Here is a 16,177-nt window from a genome sequence, read left to right as displayed (position 1 = left end):
GATGAAACAATATTTGACCTTTACTGAGGAAGTACGCCACGCACTGGAGAACAACCTGCCGGTAGTTGCTCTGGAGACGACGATTATTTCGCACGGTATGCCATATCCGCAAAACATTGAAATGGCAAAAGAAGTAGAGCAAATCATTCGCGACAACGGTGCTGTACCAGCTACGATCGGGATCATGGACGGCAAAATCAAAATCGGTTTGACTGACAGCGAGCTGGAAGAGTTTGCGACGAACAAAAATGTAGCAAAAGTAAGCCGTCGCGACTTCGCGTACATTTTGGCTAGCGGTAAAATCGGTGCGACTACAGTAGCAGCTACCATGATCGCAGCTGAGATGGCTGGCATCCACATGTTTGCAACTGGCGGTATCGGCGGGGTACACCGTGAAGGCGAAATCACTTGGGACGTATCTGCTGACCTGACTGAGCTGGCGCAAACAGATGTAGCTGTAGTATGCGCAGGCGCGAAATCGATCCTCGATATCGGCCGCACACTCGAATATTTGGAAACACAAGGTGTACCAGTTGTGGGCTACCGCACAGATGAATTCCCATCCTTCTTCGCTCGCGAAAGCGGATTTGGCGTAGACATGCGCATCGATACTCCGGAAGAAGTCGGTAAGATGATGAACACCAAATGGGATCTGGGACTCAAAGGCGGTATGATTATCGCGAACCCAGTACCAGAATCTGATGCACTGAACCACCAGGAAATCGAGGCTGTGATCCAGAAAGCACTCGCAGAAGCAAAAGAAAACAACATTGCAGGTAAACAGGTAACGCCATTCATGCTCGATAAAGTGAAAAAGCTGACAGAAGGCAAGAGCTTGGCAACGAACATCGCGCTGGTGAAACATAATGCTGAAGTAGCTGCGAAAATCGCGGCAGCTTATCAGAAAGAAGCGAATCAAGGTAAATAAGAGAGATTGAACAACAAAACAGTCAAAGAAAAACGAGCCTCTAGAATCGCTTCTAGGGCTCGTTTCGTTTATTTTACTCACTCCCACCAATGTTGCATTCCACGGATTCCAACGTCCCACAGCTTAGCGTTTCCAGAAACGATAATGGTAATTTCGTTTACCTCGTTAAAAGGCAACTCCCGCAAAGCCTCTGCCCCTTGATAAGATTGTTCGTTTAACTGAGATATTTCTTGTCCATCTACGGTGATTTTGGCTTCACCTTTCACGTCTCCATTGTCGGGAATACCGAAATAGAAATAAAGCCAGACATTTTCTTTGTTCCCAAGAATATAGCTGTATGTTTTGGTTGATTCACCTTCACTGCTATACACGTTCATTTTCGGCTCTATTCGCTCACCTGCTACGGTGAAGCTTGGGAGGTTCTCAGTCGTAGGTGTAGTTCCTGTCACTTCTTTCATAACAGTTAATGACTGAATAGGGCCTTCCCTTTTTTTGATGATTTCAGAAACCACCATGACTCCAATTATAAGGACAACAATAGATAGAGCCGAAGTCATGAGCTTTTTATAAGAAATGTTTGAAGAAAATCCAACTCGATAGGCAACATAACCAATCGCTGCCCCTATTGTATTGGATATCACATCATTGATATCAAAGCTACCAAGATATGTTAGGGCCTGAACAGTTTCTAGAACGAGAATCGCTAAGACAAACAAGGATATGAACTTCCCAAATCTTACACGATACAACAGGGGAAATAGTATTCCAAAAGGGATAAAAGCAGCAACGTTTCCGAAATCAACGATCCATGAATAATTTAGTTCTGGAAATTTAAGTGGCACTCCTTCTGGAGCAAGGATAAAGGTGTATCCATCTACACTAGTTGCACCGTCGAGCCTGTTAAACGCAAAGAACATAAAAAATAAAATTAAAATCGTATAGCATATGGTACCAGCTAAAATGACTTTCCGTGATTTCGTTTCCATAATTTCAATCTCCTTAAAGCTATTTGTATCTGAATGATTTTACTCTGAATGAATACGTAAGTGATTAGTTGTTAGTCACATCCTTCATTTAACACAAAAAAGTGGTTAGAAATTACGAAAAAGAACAGTAAACAAACTGATGCCGGTTCAGTACAGACGCCAGCTTACAGCCCATTTAGAAAAAAATTGAAAAAAGTGCTTGATATACCCTGAGGGGGTATTGTATAGTAAAGGTGTGATCAGGAAACAACGTAAGGGAAACGATACGATAAAATATACCCCTTGAGGGTATTTGGAGGGATTATAATGAGCGCCAAAACAGCAGAGGCAACAGTCGCAATCTCAGGGATGACTTGCGCAGCTTGTGCACTGCGCATCGAGAAGGGCTTGGGAAAAATGGAGGGAGTGGAGACCGCCAATGTCAATCTGGCTTTGGAAAAATCCACAGTGGTGTTCGATCCAACGAGAACGAATATCGACGACATCCGCTCCAAAATTGAATCGCTCGGCTATGGCGTCGTCACTGACAAGGTGGAGCTAAACATCTCGGGAATGACATGTGCGGCTTGCTCCACACGGATCGAAAAAGGCTTGAACAAAACAGCTGGGGTTTTGAAGGCAAACGTGAACCTGGCGATGGAAACAGCCACAGTCGAATACGATTCATCACAGGTAAGTGTGACGGACATTATTCAAAAGGTAGAGAAGCTAGGGTATCAGGCGACGCGCAAGGAAGATGGAAAAGAAGAAGAAAAAGTAGATCGTCGCCAGGAAGAAATCAATCGGCAGACCCGCAAGTTCTGGATTTCCGCGATTCTGTCGCTCCCGCTGCTCTGGTCGATGGTGAGCCACTTTTCCTTCACCTCGTTTATCTGGCTGCCTGAAATCTTGATGAATCCGTGGGTACAGCTCGCATTGGCAACACCGGTACAATTCATCATCGGAGCACAGTTTTACGTGGGAGCTTTCAAAGCCCTTCGCAACAAGAGTGCCAACATGGATGTGCTGGTTGCTCTCGGTACCTCAGCTGCTTATTTCTACAGTTTATGGGTCGCGATCAATTCCATCGGTGCTCATGGCGGCCACATGCTGGAGCTGTACTTTGAGACCAGTGCGGTACTGATCACGTTGATCGTCTTGGGTAAACTGTTTGAGATGAAAGCAAAAGGACGTTCTTCGGAAGCGATCCGCAAGCTGATGGGTTTGCAAGCAAAAACAGCAGTAGTCGTACGGGATGGCGTAGAAATGACCATTCCTGTAGAAGAAGTGAGACTGGGCGACGTCGTTCACGTGAAACCGGGCGACAAAGTACCTGTCGATGGCATCGTCATGGAAGGACAGTCCGCAGTTGATGAATCGATGCTGACTGGTGAAAGTATTCCGGTGGATAAAGCCGCAGGCGATACCGTTATCGGCGCCACCTTGAACAAAAACGGCTTCTTGAAGGTTCAAGCAACCAAAGTCGGAAAAGAAACGGCTCTGGCGCAAATCATTAAAGTAGTGGAAGAAGCACAAGGAACAAAAGCACCGATTCAGCGCGTAGCTGACAGCATCTCCGGGATTTTTGTCCCAATCGTAGTAGGGATTGCTATTCTTACCTTCTTGATCTGGTACTTCTTCGTTATACCTGGCAACTTCGGTGAGGCTTTGGAAAAAGCAATTGCTGTACTCGTAATCGCTTGCCCGTGCGCCCTCGGTTTGGCTACACCGACCTCGATCATGGCGGGCTCTGGACGCGCAGCTGAGTTGGGCATCCTGTTCAAAGGCGGGGAGCATCTGGAGACGGCTCACCACCTGGATACGATCGTCCTCGATAAAACAGGGACCGTAACCAAAGGCGAGCCAGAACTGACAGACGTCATCGCCATTGATATCGAAGAACAAGAGCTGCTCTCTTTGGTCGGTGCCGCTGAGAAAAATTCCGAGCACCCATTGGCTCAAGCCATCGTTCGCGGTATTGCGGATAAAGGAATCACCCTGACCGATACAGGATCTTTTGAAGCCATTCCTGGTTTCGGTATCCAGGCAACCGTCTCTGGCAAAGAAGTACTCGTCGGTACTCGTCGCTTGCTGGAAAAACATCAAATTTCGTACCAAGCAGTGTCTGATACCATGCTGGCACTGGAGCGCTCCGGTAAAACGGCGATGCTCGCAGTCGTCGAAGGCAAGCTCGCTGGCTTGATTGCCGTAGCGGATACGATCAAACCAACCTCCAAGCAAGCTGTTCAGCGCATGAAAGCAATGGGACTGACTGTAATCATGATGACCGGTGACAACCGTCAAACTGCCGAGGCCATTGCCCGTGAAGCAGGAATCGATCACGTCATCGCAGAAGTCCTGCCTGAAGGCAAAGCCGCAGAAGTGAAAAAACTGCAAGAACAAGGCAAAAAAGTAGCGATGGTCGGCGATGGTATCAACGATGCTCCTGCACTTGCTACCGCTGACGTCGGTATGGCAATCGGTACAGGTACAGATGTGGCTATGGAAGCAGCCGATATTACCTTGATGCGCGGCGAACTGACTAGTGTCGCTGACGCCATCGAGATGAGCAAACGCACCATTCGCAACATCAAGCAAAACCTGTTCTGGGCATTGGCCTACAACACTTTGGGCATCCCGATTGCCGCAATCGGCTTCCTCGCTCCATGGCTCGCTGGTGCCGCAATGGCCTTCAGCTCCGTATCCGTTGTACTCAACGCACTGAGACTGCAACGAGTAAAGCTGTAACAACAGTAACAAGCGGCTTTGTCCGCCTTACCTATACAACATAAAATGTAAGGAGAGATTGATCATGACAAATATCACATTGAACGTAGAAGGTATGTCTTGCAACAAATGCGTAGCACGCATCGAGAACACATTGAAAGATCTGGGTGCAGAAGGCAAAGTAAACCTGGCAGAAAAAAAGGTTGAGGTTTCCTACAACGAGAGCAACTTGACTATCGATGCAGTAAAAGAAGCAATCGAAGACCAAGGCTACGACGTCGTTTAATCAGCGTGTCTTTGAAAAGCAAAGCTCCTGCCTGATTCATTGAGGCGGGAGCTTTTTTGTGTTGAGGTAAAAGTGGCTGTAGTGGAGGGGAAGAAGCCCATTTCCAGTCTACGCTTCGGCCTACGCCCCGCAAGGGGTTAAACTGTCCGCTACGAAATGAATGTCGGGAGCGCTTCAAAACTGAAAACGTTACAACGTTTTTGTATGTGATAAAAGCTGAAAACCCCCGCCATTCATTTCTCCGCTAGGTAGGGCTCCAGAGGCGCTGAGACTGGAAATGTTCTTCTTCCCAAGTCGCTTTTTTCATCTTGAAAGTAGCATTCAAAAGGTCTTTAAAAAAGCATGTAGAAACTCAACAGCTCGTAGAGGAAACAGGAGAAATAAGCGAAGATCTTTGGACACACCTACCGAGGCGTAGTGAAAAAAAGAGAAACTGCTTTTAGCGTCCACCTCTGAGACGCATCCTGAACAGTCAACTTTGGACGCGGTTTCGCTTTTTTTCACGGAGCCGGGCACCCCATGCTCCCTCGCAGGGGTTCCAAGAATCTGAGCGTTTTCTCCTGTTTCCTTCCCGCCACAATAGCGAGTATAGCGCACTAATCTTTCAATCGAATAAGCAACCAACAGCTAATTCAATCCGACTCATAAAGAAAGCCGTAATCCGGTTAAAACCGTGCTAAACGAACGTTCACAATAACTGGAAGCGAGCGTATAATTCAAATCACAATCACGATTCAATAGGAAACAACACATACGGCCTAGTTCCGAGATTCTCGGAAGCGGGGGAACCAATCTTTTGGGGTTAATCCTGAGTGATCAGGAGGGATGAGGAAATGTCTTCTCTGCCATCCTACCCGTCAGCTAACCTCGTCGGCCAAAGCAGGGAAGGTCATGGATGGATAAAGTCTAGGCATTTTATGCGCAACAAGGGGATTCCTTGCGGGCGTGTAATAGGCCGATGCAGGCTTTTTCTTTGGGACCTTTGTTCTGGAGAAAAAGGATGGATCGGCCTATTTTTTATGGCAATACCGATAAGCAGCTTACGCGATACAGTCGTGAAAGAAATGATGTGGATCGCTGGGAGGCAGTTGGTACGACATAAACCGCTGACAATCGAAATCAGGAAGACAGAGTACAGGGCGTCCTGAAAATGGACGCCAGGTATTACGTAAGCCTGCGGATTTTCAACACGAGTAAAAATCAAGCGTGCCTGCTTGGTTTTGCTGGAGTGTGGAAACTTCGCGGGCTTTTTACATTTACGAAAAAACGAAGGATGAGGGATACCATGCCCAAAATGAAAGTCCATCAACTGACAAAAGTGTTCGGCAAGCAGCCCGAGCTGGCCTTGAAGCTGCTGGCGGAAGGACGTACAAAAGAACAAATTTACAAGCAAACGGGCCAGTCTATCGGGGTAAATCAGGTCAGCTTTGAAGTCGAGGAAGGTGAAATCTTCGTGATCATGGGCCTGTCCGGCAGTGGCAAATCAACCTTAATCCGACTGTGTAATCGACTGATTGACCCAACGAGCGGAAGCATCGAGATCGATGGGGAAGAGATCGTGGACATGAAGGCGACGGCTTTGCGCGAGGTGCGGAGGAAGAAGCTCGGGATGGTTTTCCAAAATTTCGCCCTGTTTCCTCAGCGGACGGTACGAGAAAACGTCGAGTTTGGATTGGAGATTCAACAAGTACCACCAGGGCTCCGGCAAGAAAAAGCACGGGAAGCACTCGCGCTTGTTGGATTAACCGAGTGGGAAAATGCGTACCCGGATCAATTGAGCGGAGGGATGCGCCAGCGGGTCGGATTGGCGCGGGCGTTGGCTAATAATCCAGATATTCTCTTGATGGACGAAGCGTTCAGTGCACTGGACCCGCTCATTCGAAAAGATATGCAGGATGAGCTGCTGGAGCTTCAGATGACGATGAAAAAGACGATCCTGTTCATTACACATGACTTGCACGAGGCGTTGCGGCTGGGCGATCGGATTGCCTTTATGAAAGACGGACAGATCATTCAGATCGGCCGCCCGGAAGAAATCATGGCAGACCCAGCGGATGAATTCGTGCGGAAATTCGTGGAGGATGCCGACCTGTCCAGGGTCCTCGTTGCTGAAAATGTGATGAAACGGGCAGAAGCAATCACGCCTGACAAAGGGGCGCGAGTGGCGCTGCAACTCATGATGGATAACGGTGTGTCCAGCTTGTACGTCGTGGACAAAAAGCGCACACTGCTCGGCTTGATTACGGCGTATGACGTATCACTTGCGATCGGTTCGGGAGATTCGCTGGAGATGATCATGAAAACCGACCTCCCTACCGTTTTACCTGACGCACGTCTGCACAGTTTGTTTCCGATGATGGCAGATCTGCACGTCCCGATTGCTGTAGTGGGCGAGCAGCAGCGTTTGTTGGGTGTCATCGTAAAAGGAGCGGTGTTTGGCGGGCTGGTAGGCAAAGTCAATGTCCAAGAGCACCAGAGAGCAGAGGTGATGAGTGATGGACGTCGTGCCTAAGCTGCCGATTGGCGAATGGATGGAAGGGTTCGTGGAGGTGCTGGGCCAGTACAAAGGGGTATTGTTTGATCCAATGTCTATCGTCATTTCCACGATGGTGACTTACTGTTCCACGGTTTTGGCAGAGATACCTTCGCTGATTCTCATCTTGCTGCTAGGGGCCGCTGCGTGGGTTTTTGCAGGGAGAGCGTCCATGGTCTTTACGGTTATCGGACTTTCTCTCATCCACAACTTGGGGTACTGGGATGAAACGATGGAGACATTGGGACTCGTCCTCACTTCCACCATGATTTCGATCGCCATCGGGGTTCCAGTGGGCATTCTTTGCGCGAGACACGATACGTTTCGCAATCTGGTCACGCCAGTACTGGATTTGATGCAGACGATGCCAGCGTTCGTTTATTTGATTCCCGCGATCTTTTTCTTCGGCTTGGGCGAGGTGCCGGGAGTCATTGCCTCCGTTATTTTTGCTTTGCCGCCAATCGTGCGTCTCACGAACTTAGGCATACGTCAGGTCCCAGCGGAAATGGAGGAAGCGGCGGACGCCTTTGGCGCAACTGGGTGGCAAAAGCTCGTGAAAGTACAACTGCCGTATGCGAAATCCACGATCTTGGCGGGAGTCAATCAGTGCATCATGCTCGCCCTGTCGATGGTGGTCATAGCGGCTATGATCGGGGCGAAAGGCTTGGGTGCAGACGTATATCGTGCCGTTTCCCAAGTGGATATAGGAAGAGGATTCGAGGCGGGGCTATCCATCGTGATCATCGCTATCGTCTTGGATCGGCTTACTCAACATGCAGGAAAAAAGGAGAGAAATACATGATGAACAAAACGGTTCCAGCTTTACTGGCAGTGATGATGGGAGCGACAGCTTGGCTTGCAGGCTGCTCCAGCCAAAACACAAACACACAAATACCGACAGCAACGGTGATCGGTCCTATTCCTTCTGAGACGTCGGACAACGCGCTAGGAGAAAAGCTCGACTACAAAATCATCGGAATCGACGCAGGAGCTGGCTCGATGGTGAAGACAGAGGAAGTCATGAACCTGTATGGCTTGGATAAGTGGCAGCTTGTCGAAGGCTCAGATGCAGCGATGACAGCAGTTTTGATCAAGGCGTACGAAGCGAAGGAACCGATTATCATTACGGGCTGGACACCGCATTGGATGTTTAAAAAGATGGATTTGAAATATTTGGCGGATCCGAAGAACGGCTTTGGCGGAGCGGAACAAATCCATACCATCGTGCGCAAAGGGCTGAAAGAGGATCAGCCTGCTGCCTATCAATTTCTGGATAAGTTCTGGTGGGAGCCAGCCGATATGGAGTCGGTCATGGTTCAAATGATTGACGGAAAAGATCCAGAAGTGGCCGCTGCGGAATGGGTAAAAAACAACGAAGCCAAAGTAGCGAAATGGGTAGAGGGCATTAAGCCTGTTCAAAAAGAGAAACTAACTCTCGCTTATGTAGCATGGGATTCCGAGATTGCCAGCTCGCATGTCGTAGAGCATGTGCTGGAGAAGAAGCTGGGGTATGAAGTCGAATTGAGTCAGGTGCAGACTGGACCGATGTGGGCAGGAGTGGCCATTGGGGATGTAGATGGGATGGTTGCGGCTTGGCTGCCGTCTACAGATAAGAGCTATGTGAAAAAATTTGGTGGGCAAATCGAGGATTTGGGTCCGAATCTCGACGGAACCAAAATCGGACTCGTGGTTCCTTCGTACATGAACATCTCGTCCATTGAGGATCTCCAATAAGGAAGGGGAGGCGCTGCTATGAAGCATTATCTCGTAATTGGCAAGGGAGAAGCATTCACTTCTTTTGTTCAGACACTATGCTGCGACAGTTTGCCAGCTTTTTGGGGGAGGAATCCCGGTGCCTTTTCATTGACTGCGGTGCCTGGAGACAAGACGATTCAGCGTTTTTTGCCCATCTCATTTGACGAGTGCTACCGCGATCAGGAATCCTTGCTGCTCTACCATTCCGTCTACATCTTTCCCGATGAGTGGACGGAGGGACGTGACTTGCTGACACTGTTCAAGCAGTTGGGCACCTGCCGGATTTTTGTGATGACGCAGGAGCATCGGAACGCGATGTTATACAAGGCGCTCGGAGCGAATCACGTCATTGTGAGCCAGCCCGGGTATAAAGGCTACGGCTGGTTGGCTGAACAGATGAGTGGGTAAGAGAGGAATAGAAAAGGCTCCGCCTGCAAATGAAGGCGGAGCCGCATTTCGTAAAATTAGCCCAACATTTTTTCGAGGTCCTTGTCCAATACATAAACCTCGATCCGTTCACCCATTTTCGTGCTGATGTCGCTATGACTCGATAATACCTTGTGGCTTGTCAGCTTTTCTACGATTTCTTCCGATTCTTCGCTGTACATTTCACGGAGAACCTCGCGCATTTCTTTTACGATGCGGCGACCTTTATCGTGACTGGACAGATGCTTTTCTTCGACGGTGAGAACACCTTTGAATCTGACGATGACCATATCACCGACGATGTAGGTCTTCGCTTCCTGTGGACCTCGTCCAATCAGTTCGCGCTGAAATTTTATGAATGCTTCGCTGATTTCGGCTTCCAGCTTTTTTTTGTTAGAGATGGCCAAACGCCATACCTCCCATAATTTATCATTGTGCCTAATATTACTCAGCCGTCTTGGGGCTGTCAACCTACGAAAAAAGAGGGGGAAAACATTCCTGTGGTGATCGTCTCCATTTTTGCTGTTGGTATTTTTCTATATTTGATCTATGCGTTATTGCATGTGGAGGAGCTATGAAACAATTGATAGGAAAGGCCCTGCTTGATAGTTTTCGCAAGCTGAATCCGCTTGTCATGAAGTCGAATCCCGTGCTGTTTGTCGTAGAGCTCGGGACGGTTCTGATTTTGCTGATGCTGTTGTTTCCGAAGTATTTTGGTACGGAGGATCAGGTAGGGTGGAATACAGTCGTTTTTTCCGTTTTATTATTCACGGTGTTGTTCGCGAATTTTGCTGAGGCATTGGCAGAAGGACGCGGGAAAGCACAAGCAGATACATTGCGGCGAGCCAAGCGAGATACGGAGGCCAAGCGACTCAAAGCCGATGGCAGTGTGCAGGTTATTTCATCTGGCGAGCTGCGCAAAGGTGATCGGGTCTTGGTCGAAACAGGAGATATCATCCCAGGAGATGGTGACATTATCGATGGTTTGGCCTCGATTGATGAATCTGCGATCACGGGTGAGTCGGCTCCGGTCATCAAAAGGGCGGGCAGTGACCAGACGTCCGTAACCGGTGGGACACGTGTCATTAGTGATTCTATCGTCGTCAAAATTACGACGAACCCCGGGGACTCTTTTTTGGATCGGATGATTATGCTCATTGAAGGAGCCAAACGTCAAAAGGCTCCGAATGAAATTGCCTTAAATACGGTCCTCATCGTCTTCACGCTTATTTTTTTAATTGTCGTCGTCACGCTGGTTCCGATTGCTTCGTATGTGGGTATCGAGCTGGATATCTCCGTTTTAGTCGTTTTGCTCGTATGCCTCATTCCGACCACGATTGGTGGCTTGTTATCGGCCATTGGCATTGCGGGGATGGATCGTGTCACTCGCTTTGGCGTCATTGCCATGTCGGGTAAGGCAGTAGAAGCGGCTGGGGATGTCAACACGATCATTTTGGACAAGACAGGCACGATCACGTACGGAAACCGACTGGCGGCAGAATTCGTTCCCGTAGCGGGAGTCGACCAGAAGGAGCTCATGGAAGTCGCTGTGCTCACTTCGCTGTTCGATGATACGCCAGAGGGAAGCTCCGTCATGATGCTCGCCCAAGCAAACCATGTTGTCTGCGATGTCAAAGCGTACGAAGGAGAGATTATCCCGTTTACTGCCGAGGAGCGCATGAGCGGTTTGAATTACAAAGGCGTCCACTATCGAAAAGGAGCAGTTAGCGCCATCAGTGCCTATGTCAGGGAGCACGGTGGCATGGTGCCGCCAGACCTTGAAGAAAAAAGCGCGCGAATCTCGCTGCAAGGCGGTACTCCGCTCGCTGTATGCAAGGACAGTCAGGTTCTTGGCTTGATTTACTTGAAGGATACGGTGAAGCCGGGGATTCGTGAGCGTTTCGAAGAATTGCGGAAAATGGGCATCAGAACCGTGATGTGCACAGGCGACAATCCACTGACAGCGGCCACCATCGCCAAAGAGGCAGGCGTAGATGACTTCATCGCTGAGAGCAAGCCCGAGGACAAAATCAGGATTGTCCGGGAAGAGCAGGCACAAGGGAAAATGGTCGCGATGACCGGTGATGGCACAAATGATGCGCCAGCTCTGGCCCAAGCTGATGTAGGCATCGCGATGAACAGCGGGACAACGGCTGCGAAGGAAGCGGCTAACATGGTCGATCTCGATTCAGACCCGACGAAGATTTTGCAGGTCATTTCCATCGGGAAGCAGCTTCTCATGACCCGCGGCGCATTGACGACCTTTAGTATCGCGAACGACTTTTCCAAGTATTTTGCGATCATCCCTGCGATGCTGGTCGAGCAAGTACCCGAGATGCAGCTTTTGAACATCATGAACCTGCAGTCTCCGTCCAGTGCGGTTCTATCCGCACTATTATTCAATGCGATTATTATCCCACTGTTAATCCCGCTGGCTTTGCGAGGAGTGCGCTATGTGCCAATGAATGCGAACCAGCTTCTCGTCCGGAACCTGTTGATTTACGGCGTAGGAGGAATCATTTTTCCTTTTATCGGAATCAAGCTGATTGATATGGGACTGCAACTGTTCTGGTAACCAAACAGCTATGAATGACATACGGAGGTGTACTCACGTGAACGTATCGTTGCGTTCCAAAATCATGTGCGGCTTTGTCGCTGCGGCCCTGCTAATCGGAGTGCTGGGGCAGCTCTATTACACAAAACTGGTTGAAATGAATGTGCGCTATGCCAGTTTGGGACTTGGGGAAGATGCAATCAGGCAAGTAGAAAAGAGCGTACTTGAGGAGCTTTCCTACATCTATGTGACGAGTGTTGGAATGTTTGTTTTGATCATCGGATTGGGCTGGATCATCTCTGGCCGTATTAGCCGATCCATTCGTGTCATTGCTGATGCGACAGAGACAATGGCAGCAGGAGATTTGACGGGAGCAGAGATTCAGATCGCTATGCAGGATGAGGTGGGGCAGGTAGCGCAAGCGATTAACCAGATGGCGCGTAATTTGCGCAATTTGATCGGGCAAATCAGTACGGGAGCGGATCATGTCGCGAATGCTTCTGAGGAGCTGGCGACGAATGCCTTGCAAGCAACGGAAAACAGCCGATCGGTTGTCGTAGCGATGCAAGAGCTGGTGGATGGCGCTGGGGAGCAAATGAAAGGCTCCGATCAAACCGTCGATTCGATGGAACGCGTAGAAGAAGCTGTGAAGCAAATGGAGGAGTACGCGCAGCATGTTTTCGGATCAGCCAAAAGCGCCTCTGCGGCAGCCGAAACGGGAACGGAAGTCATCGCGAAAACCGTGCAGCAGATGGCAGACATCGCGGCTGCTTTTACCACGACTGAGAAAGCCGTGACGCAGCTGGGTACGCGATCAAGGGAGATTGAAGCGTGTGTGGCAATCATTAAGGCGATGGCGAATCAGACAAATCTTTTGGCGATCAATGCCGCAATTGAAGCGGCACGAGCGGGAGCGTCAGGCAAAGGCTTCGCCGTTGTAGCCGTGGAGGTGAGAAAGCTCGCAGATCAATCCAGGCAAGCAGCGGAGCAGATCGCTGACATGCTCGAACAGATGCGACAAGATGTTGCCCGGGCAGTAGGGTCCATCGAGGGCGGAAATACAGAGGTCGCTTCCGGCGTGACGGTCGTAAAGGAAGCAGGAGATGCTTTTGCAAAAATAAGTCTAGCGGTTCAGCAAGTATCCATGCACATTAAGCAAGTCGCGACAGGGCTGGATCATACCTCGGGCAAAACGGTGACGGTGACAGCCCAAATGGGTCAGCTAGCACAAATCGCGAAGGCGGCATCTGAGCGGGCTGATCAAGTGGCACAAGCGGCCTATCAGCAAAACAGTGCGGTGGAGGCATTTCGTGAGTGCATTGATTCACTCAGCAAGCTGGCGCACCAGCAAAAAAGTTTGATTCGCAGATTCAAGACATAGGTGATGGGTATGGGACTATGGCTAGAGCAGCAACGGATCGAGAGGCAAAAACAAATGGCGTTAAAGCTGGCTGCTGCGGTTGCCGCGCTCATGCTCGTCATCGTCTTGTTGCTGCTCTTCTTGACGGAGGAAACGCGAGGAGGTGTATGGCTGGCCGGGTTAGTGCCTATCTTGATCATCATGGCTATCTGCTATCGAATGGCCCTGAGGTACGCCCGTGATACGCATCAGCTGGAACAAACGTATTGGGAGAACGAGGAAAGGAAGATTCGCTCGATATTGGAGAGCATCAAAGACGGTTATTACGAATTGGACGAGCGAGGTCGGTTTCTCGCTGTGAATCCTGCACTCTCTGAAATACTTGGCGCACCTGCGCATGAGTTGTTGGGAGCAAGCTATCAGGAGTACGTGGGCAAGCAAGATGTCCTGAAGCTAAAGCACGCGTTTCGGTGGGTGTCGCATACCGGGACGCCTGTCCAGCAAATTGACTGGGCGTTTGTCCAGCGTGACGGTCAGAGGCGCTTAGTGGAGGGCTCCATTGTGAAAATCAGTGAAAAATCGGGAGGTGTCACGGGGCTGCGAGGCATTATCCGCGACGTGACGGATCGCAGGCAGGCAGAGCAGACGATCAATCACATGGCGTACCACGATGCGCTGACTGACTTGCCGAACCGTCGACTTTTCGAGGCGGAGCTGACGATTGCGCTATCCCAGGCGAAGCAGCAAGGGCAGATGATGGCGATCCTGTTTTTTGATTTGGATCGTTTTAAATACATCAACGACTCCTTGGGGCACTATTTCGGGGACTGCTTGCTCCAGTCGCTCTCTCATCGATTAAAGGAAAATGTCGGCTCGGCAGGTATATTGGCTCGCATGGGCGGGGATGAGTTTACGATGATTTTTCCTGCGATTTCTGACGAGACAGAGGTGATTGCGTTGGCGGATCGGGTCATTGCGTCCTTGCAGTCGCCGCTTCAGGTGGAGGATCGGGAATGCATTGTTACGACGAGTATCGGGATCAGTATTTTCCCGAGAGATGGGGAGGATACGCAAACCCTCATGAAGCATGCAGATGCCGCCATGTACAGTGCCAAAGAAAAGGGCAGGAATCGGTACAACCTGTACTCGTCTACGATGAGTCTTCATGCGGCGGAACGACTGGCAGTCGAGCAGGAGCTGCGCAAGGCGTTGGAGCGCAATGAGTTTTGCCTGCATTATCAGCCGCAGCTCGATTGTAAAACCAATCAGGTGGTCGGGGTGGAGGCACTGCTTAGGTGGCGGCATCCTGAATGGGGCATGGTCTCGCCAGCCGAATTTATCCCTCTGGCGGAAGAGACGGGCTTGATTATGCCCATTGGGGAATGGGTGCTTCGAACGGCTTGTCAGCAAAACAAAGCATGGGCAGAAGCAGGCTATCCTCCCCTGCGTATAGCGGTGAATCTATCAGCCCGCCAATTTCAGCAGGAGAATTTGGTCGGCATGATCAAACAGGTGCTCCAAGAAACGCAGATGCAGCCGCAATTCCTGGAGCTGGAGATTACGGAAAGTGCCGTCATGCAAAACGCCACGCGGTTCATCGGAATCCTGCATGAGCTGAAAAATCTGGGGATATGGCTGTCCATCGACGATTTTGGGACAGGCTACTCCTCGCTAAGCTACTTGCGTGATTTTCCCATTAACCGCTTGAAGATCGATCGGTCGTTCGTGAATGATATTACAGAAAACGAAGATGCCGTCATCGCCAAGTCGATCATAGCCATGGCGCACAGCTTGCAAATGAACGTGCTGGCCGAGGGGGTGGAAAACGAAGTTCAGCTGGCTTTTTTGCGTGAGCAGCATTGTGATGAAATGCAGGGCTACTACTGTAGTAAGCCATTACCTGCGGAGCAATTGGAAGAATGGATGCAACAATTAGGCACGACTGCTCTCGCGGTATGGGGAAAATAAAATGAAAAAAGGAGAGAAACGATGAAATATCATGATCGGATGAGGCCTGATAGGTTTAAATCGCTTACACGGATAAAGAATGCAGAAATCGTGTGAAAAAGACCGAAATAGGACATTAACATCCGATTATGCCGGACGTATAATGAGACTCGTAACCAACAATTGCAAATATGGCCAAATCCCGAGGCACTCGGGAACGGAGGACCCAATCAGTAGGGGTTAATCCCACGTATGAATCGTGGGAGGGATGAGAAACTCTTTCGCCATCCTACCCGTCAGCTAACTTCGTCGGCTAAAGCGAGGGAGGTCTAAAGACCGCCTGTTTGAGGAGGCCTTTTTGTTATCCATTGAGGGACGACAAGGGTTGACTCGAAACGTTACGCAGGTCTTTTCGTTTTGCTCAAAAACGGCTAATGACCGTTTTACTCACAAGTAAATAGCTGTTTTCGGAAAAAGGAAACGGGAGACAAAACGCAAAGAAGGCAACTTCAAGTCGGCTGGGCGTTAGGTAGACCAATGAGTACTTTTTCTCCGATACAAAGGATCGTTTTATTTGCCGCGGAAGCGGGCGACTTCGTTCGTCTGTTCATCTTCAGCTCGGTCAAATGCGGCGATCTTTCGGGGAAATCGTAAGCATTGGTCTATTTTTTTCCCAAATGGCAGGTTTTTTCAAAA

At 49.6% G+C, this 16,177-nt stretch carries 12 protein-coding genes and 2 riboswitches; of the genes, 10 read left to right on the top strand and 2 right to left on the bottom strand.

Annotation, left to right across the window (positions count from 1 at the left end; translation table 11 throughout):
• The first annotated feature begins 1 nt into the window (after window position 1).
• Window positions 2–928 (top strand): pseudouridine-5'-phosphate glycosidase, encoded by a 927-nt coding sequence (locus ACFVS2_RS28865; RefSeq protein ID WP_007728920.1) that lies wholly within the window; start codon window positions 2–4, stop codon window positions 926–928.
• A 77-nt stretch (window positions 929–1,005) separates the two neighbouring features.
• Here ACFVS2_RS28865 and ACFVS2_RS28860 read toward each other — a convergent pair whose 3' ends face one another.
• Window positions 1,006–1,914 (bottom strand): VanZ family protein, encoded by a 909-nt coding sequence (locus tag ACFVS2_RS28860; protein ID WP_390239756.1) that lies wholly within the window; start codon window positions 1,912–1,914, stop codon window positions 1,006–1,008.
• A 306-nt stretch (window positions 1,915–2,220) separates the two neighbouring features.
• Between ACFVS2_RS28860 and ACFVS2_RS28855 the strand changes: the two genes are divergently transcribed.
• From ACFVS2_RS28855 to ACFVS2_RS28830, 6 genes are all read left to right on the top strand, one after another.
• On the top strand, window positions 2,221–4,641 hold the full coding sequence (locus ACFVS2_RS28855; RefSeq protein WP_390239754.1) for a heavy metal translocating P-type ATPase: 2,421 nt from the start codon (window positions 2,221–2,223) through the stop codon (window positions 4,639–4,641).
• 64 nt (window positions 4,642–4,705) lie between these two features.
• Entirely contained in the window at window positions 4,706–4,906 is a 201-nt protein-coding gene (locus ACFVS2_RS28850; protein ID WP_390239752.1) for a cation transporter, read from the top strand.
• 745 nt (window positions 4,907–5,651) lie between these two features.
• A riboswitch (cyclic di-AMP (ydaO/yuaA leader) is annotated at window positions 5,652–5,798 on the top strand.
• Between the two features lie 393 nt (window positions 5,799–6,191).
• Window positions 6,192–7,418, top strand: a complete 1,227-nt coding sequence (locus ACFVS2_RS28845; protein WP_390239750.1) for a quaternary amine ABC transporter ATP-binding protein — start codon at window positions 6,192–6,194, stop codon at window positions 7,416–7,418.
• The gene (locus ACFVS2_RS28840) at window positions 7,402–8,241 is read left to right on the top strand and encodes an ABC transporter permease (protein ID WP_390239748.1); all 840 of its coding nucleotides are present in this window, start codon (window positions 7,402–7,404) and stop codon (window positions 8,239–8,241) included. The genes ACFVS2_RS28845 and ACFVS2_RS28840 overlap by 17 nt, the downstream gene beginning before the upstream one ends.
• A complete protein-coding gene (locus tag ACFVS2_RS28835; protein WP_390239746.1) occupies window positions 8,238–9,173 on the top strand; it encodes a glycine betaine ABC transporter substrate-binding protein in 936 nt (311 codons plus the stop codon). The genes ACFVS2_RS28840 and ACFVS2_RS28835 overlap by 4 nt, the downstream gene beginning before the upstream one ends.
• Window positions 9,174–9,191: 18 nt before the next feature.
• Window positions 9,192–9,602, top strand: coding sequence for a hypothetical protein (locus ACFVS2_RS28830; RefSeq protein ID WP_390239744.1), 411 nt, complete (start codon window positions 9,192–9,194; stop codon window positions 9,600–9,602).
• A 56-nt stretch (window positions 9,603–9,658) separates the two neighbouring features.
• Here ACFVS2_RS28830 and ACFVS2_RS28825 read toward each other — a convergent pair whose 3' ends face one another.
• A complete protein-coding gene (locus ACFVS2_RS28825; protein ID WP_173620951.1) occupies window positions 9,659–10,027 on the bottom strand; it encodes a Na-translocating system protein MpsC family protein in 369 nt (122 codons plus the stop codon).
• Window positions 10,028–10,194: 167 nt separating this feature from the next.
• Between ACFVS2_RS28825 and kdpB the strand changes: the two genes are divergently transcribed.
• From kdpB to ACFVS2_RS28810, 3 genes are read left to right on the top strand one after another with little or no spacing between them, the layout of a single operon-like run.
• Window positions 10,195–12,195 (top strand): potassium-transporting ATPase subunit KdpB, encoded by a 2,001-nt coding sequence (gene kdpB, locus ACFVS2_RS28820; protein WP_390239742.1) that lies wholly within the window; start codon window positions 10,195–10,197, stop codon window positions 12,193–12,195.
• A gap of 37 nt (window positions 12,196–12,232) precedes the next feature.
• On the top strand, window positions 12,233–13,555 hold the full coding sequence (locus ACFVS2_RS28815) for a methyl-accepting chemotaxis protein (RefSeq protein WP_390239740.1): 1,323 nt from the start codon (window positions 12,233–12,235) through the stop codon (window positions 13,553–13,555).
• A gap of 9 nt (window positions 13,556–13,564) precedes the next feature.
• Window positions 13,565–15,502, top strand: a complete 1,938-nt coding sequence (locus ACFVS2_RS28810) for a putative bifunctional diguanylate cyclase/phosphodiesterase (RefSeq protein ID WP_390239738.1) — start codon at window positions 13,565–13,567, stop codon at window positions 15,500–15,502.
• Between the two features lie 162 nt (window positions 15,503–15,664).
• Window positions 15,665–15,811, top strand: a riboswitch (cyclic di-AMP (ydaO/yuaA leader).
• Window positions 15,812–16,177 lie beyond the last annotated feature (366 nt).

This window comes from Brevibacillus sp. NPDC058079, from assembly GCF_042885155.1.
GTDB lineage: Bacteria > Bacillota > Bacilli > Brevibacillales > Brevibacillaceae > Brevibacillus.
The sequence above is the reverse complement of the archived record's forward strand: the minus strand, read 5'-3'. Positions and strand labels throughout refer to the sequence as shown.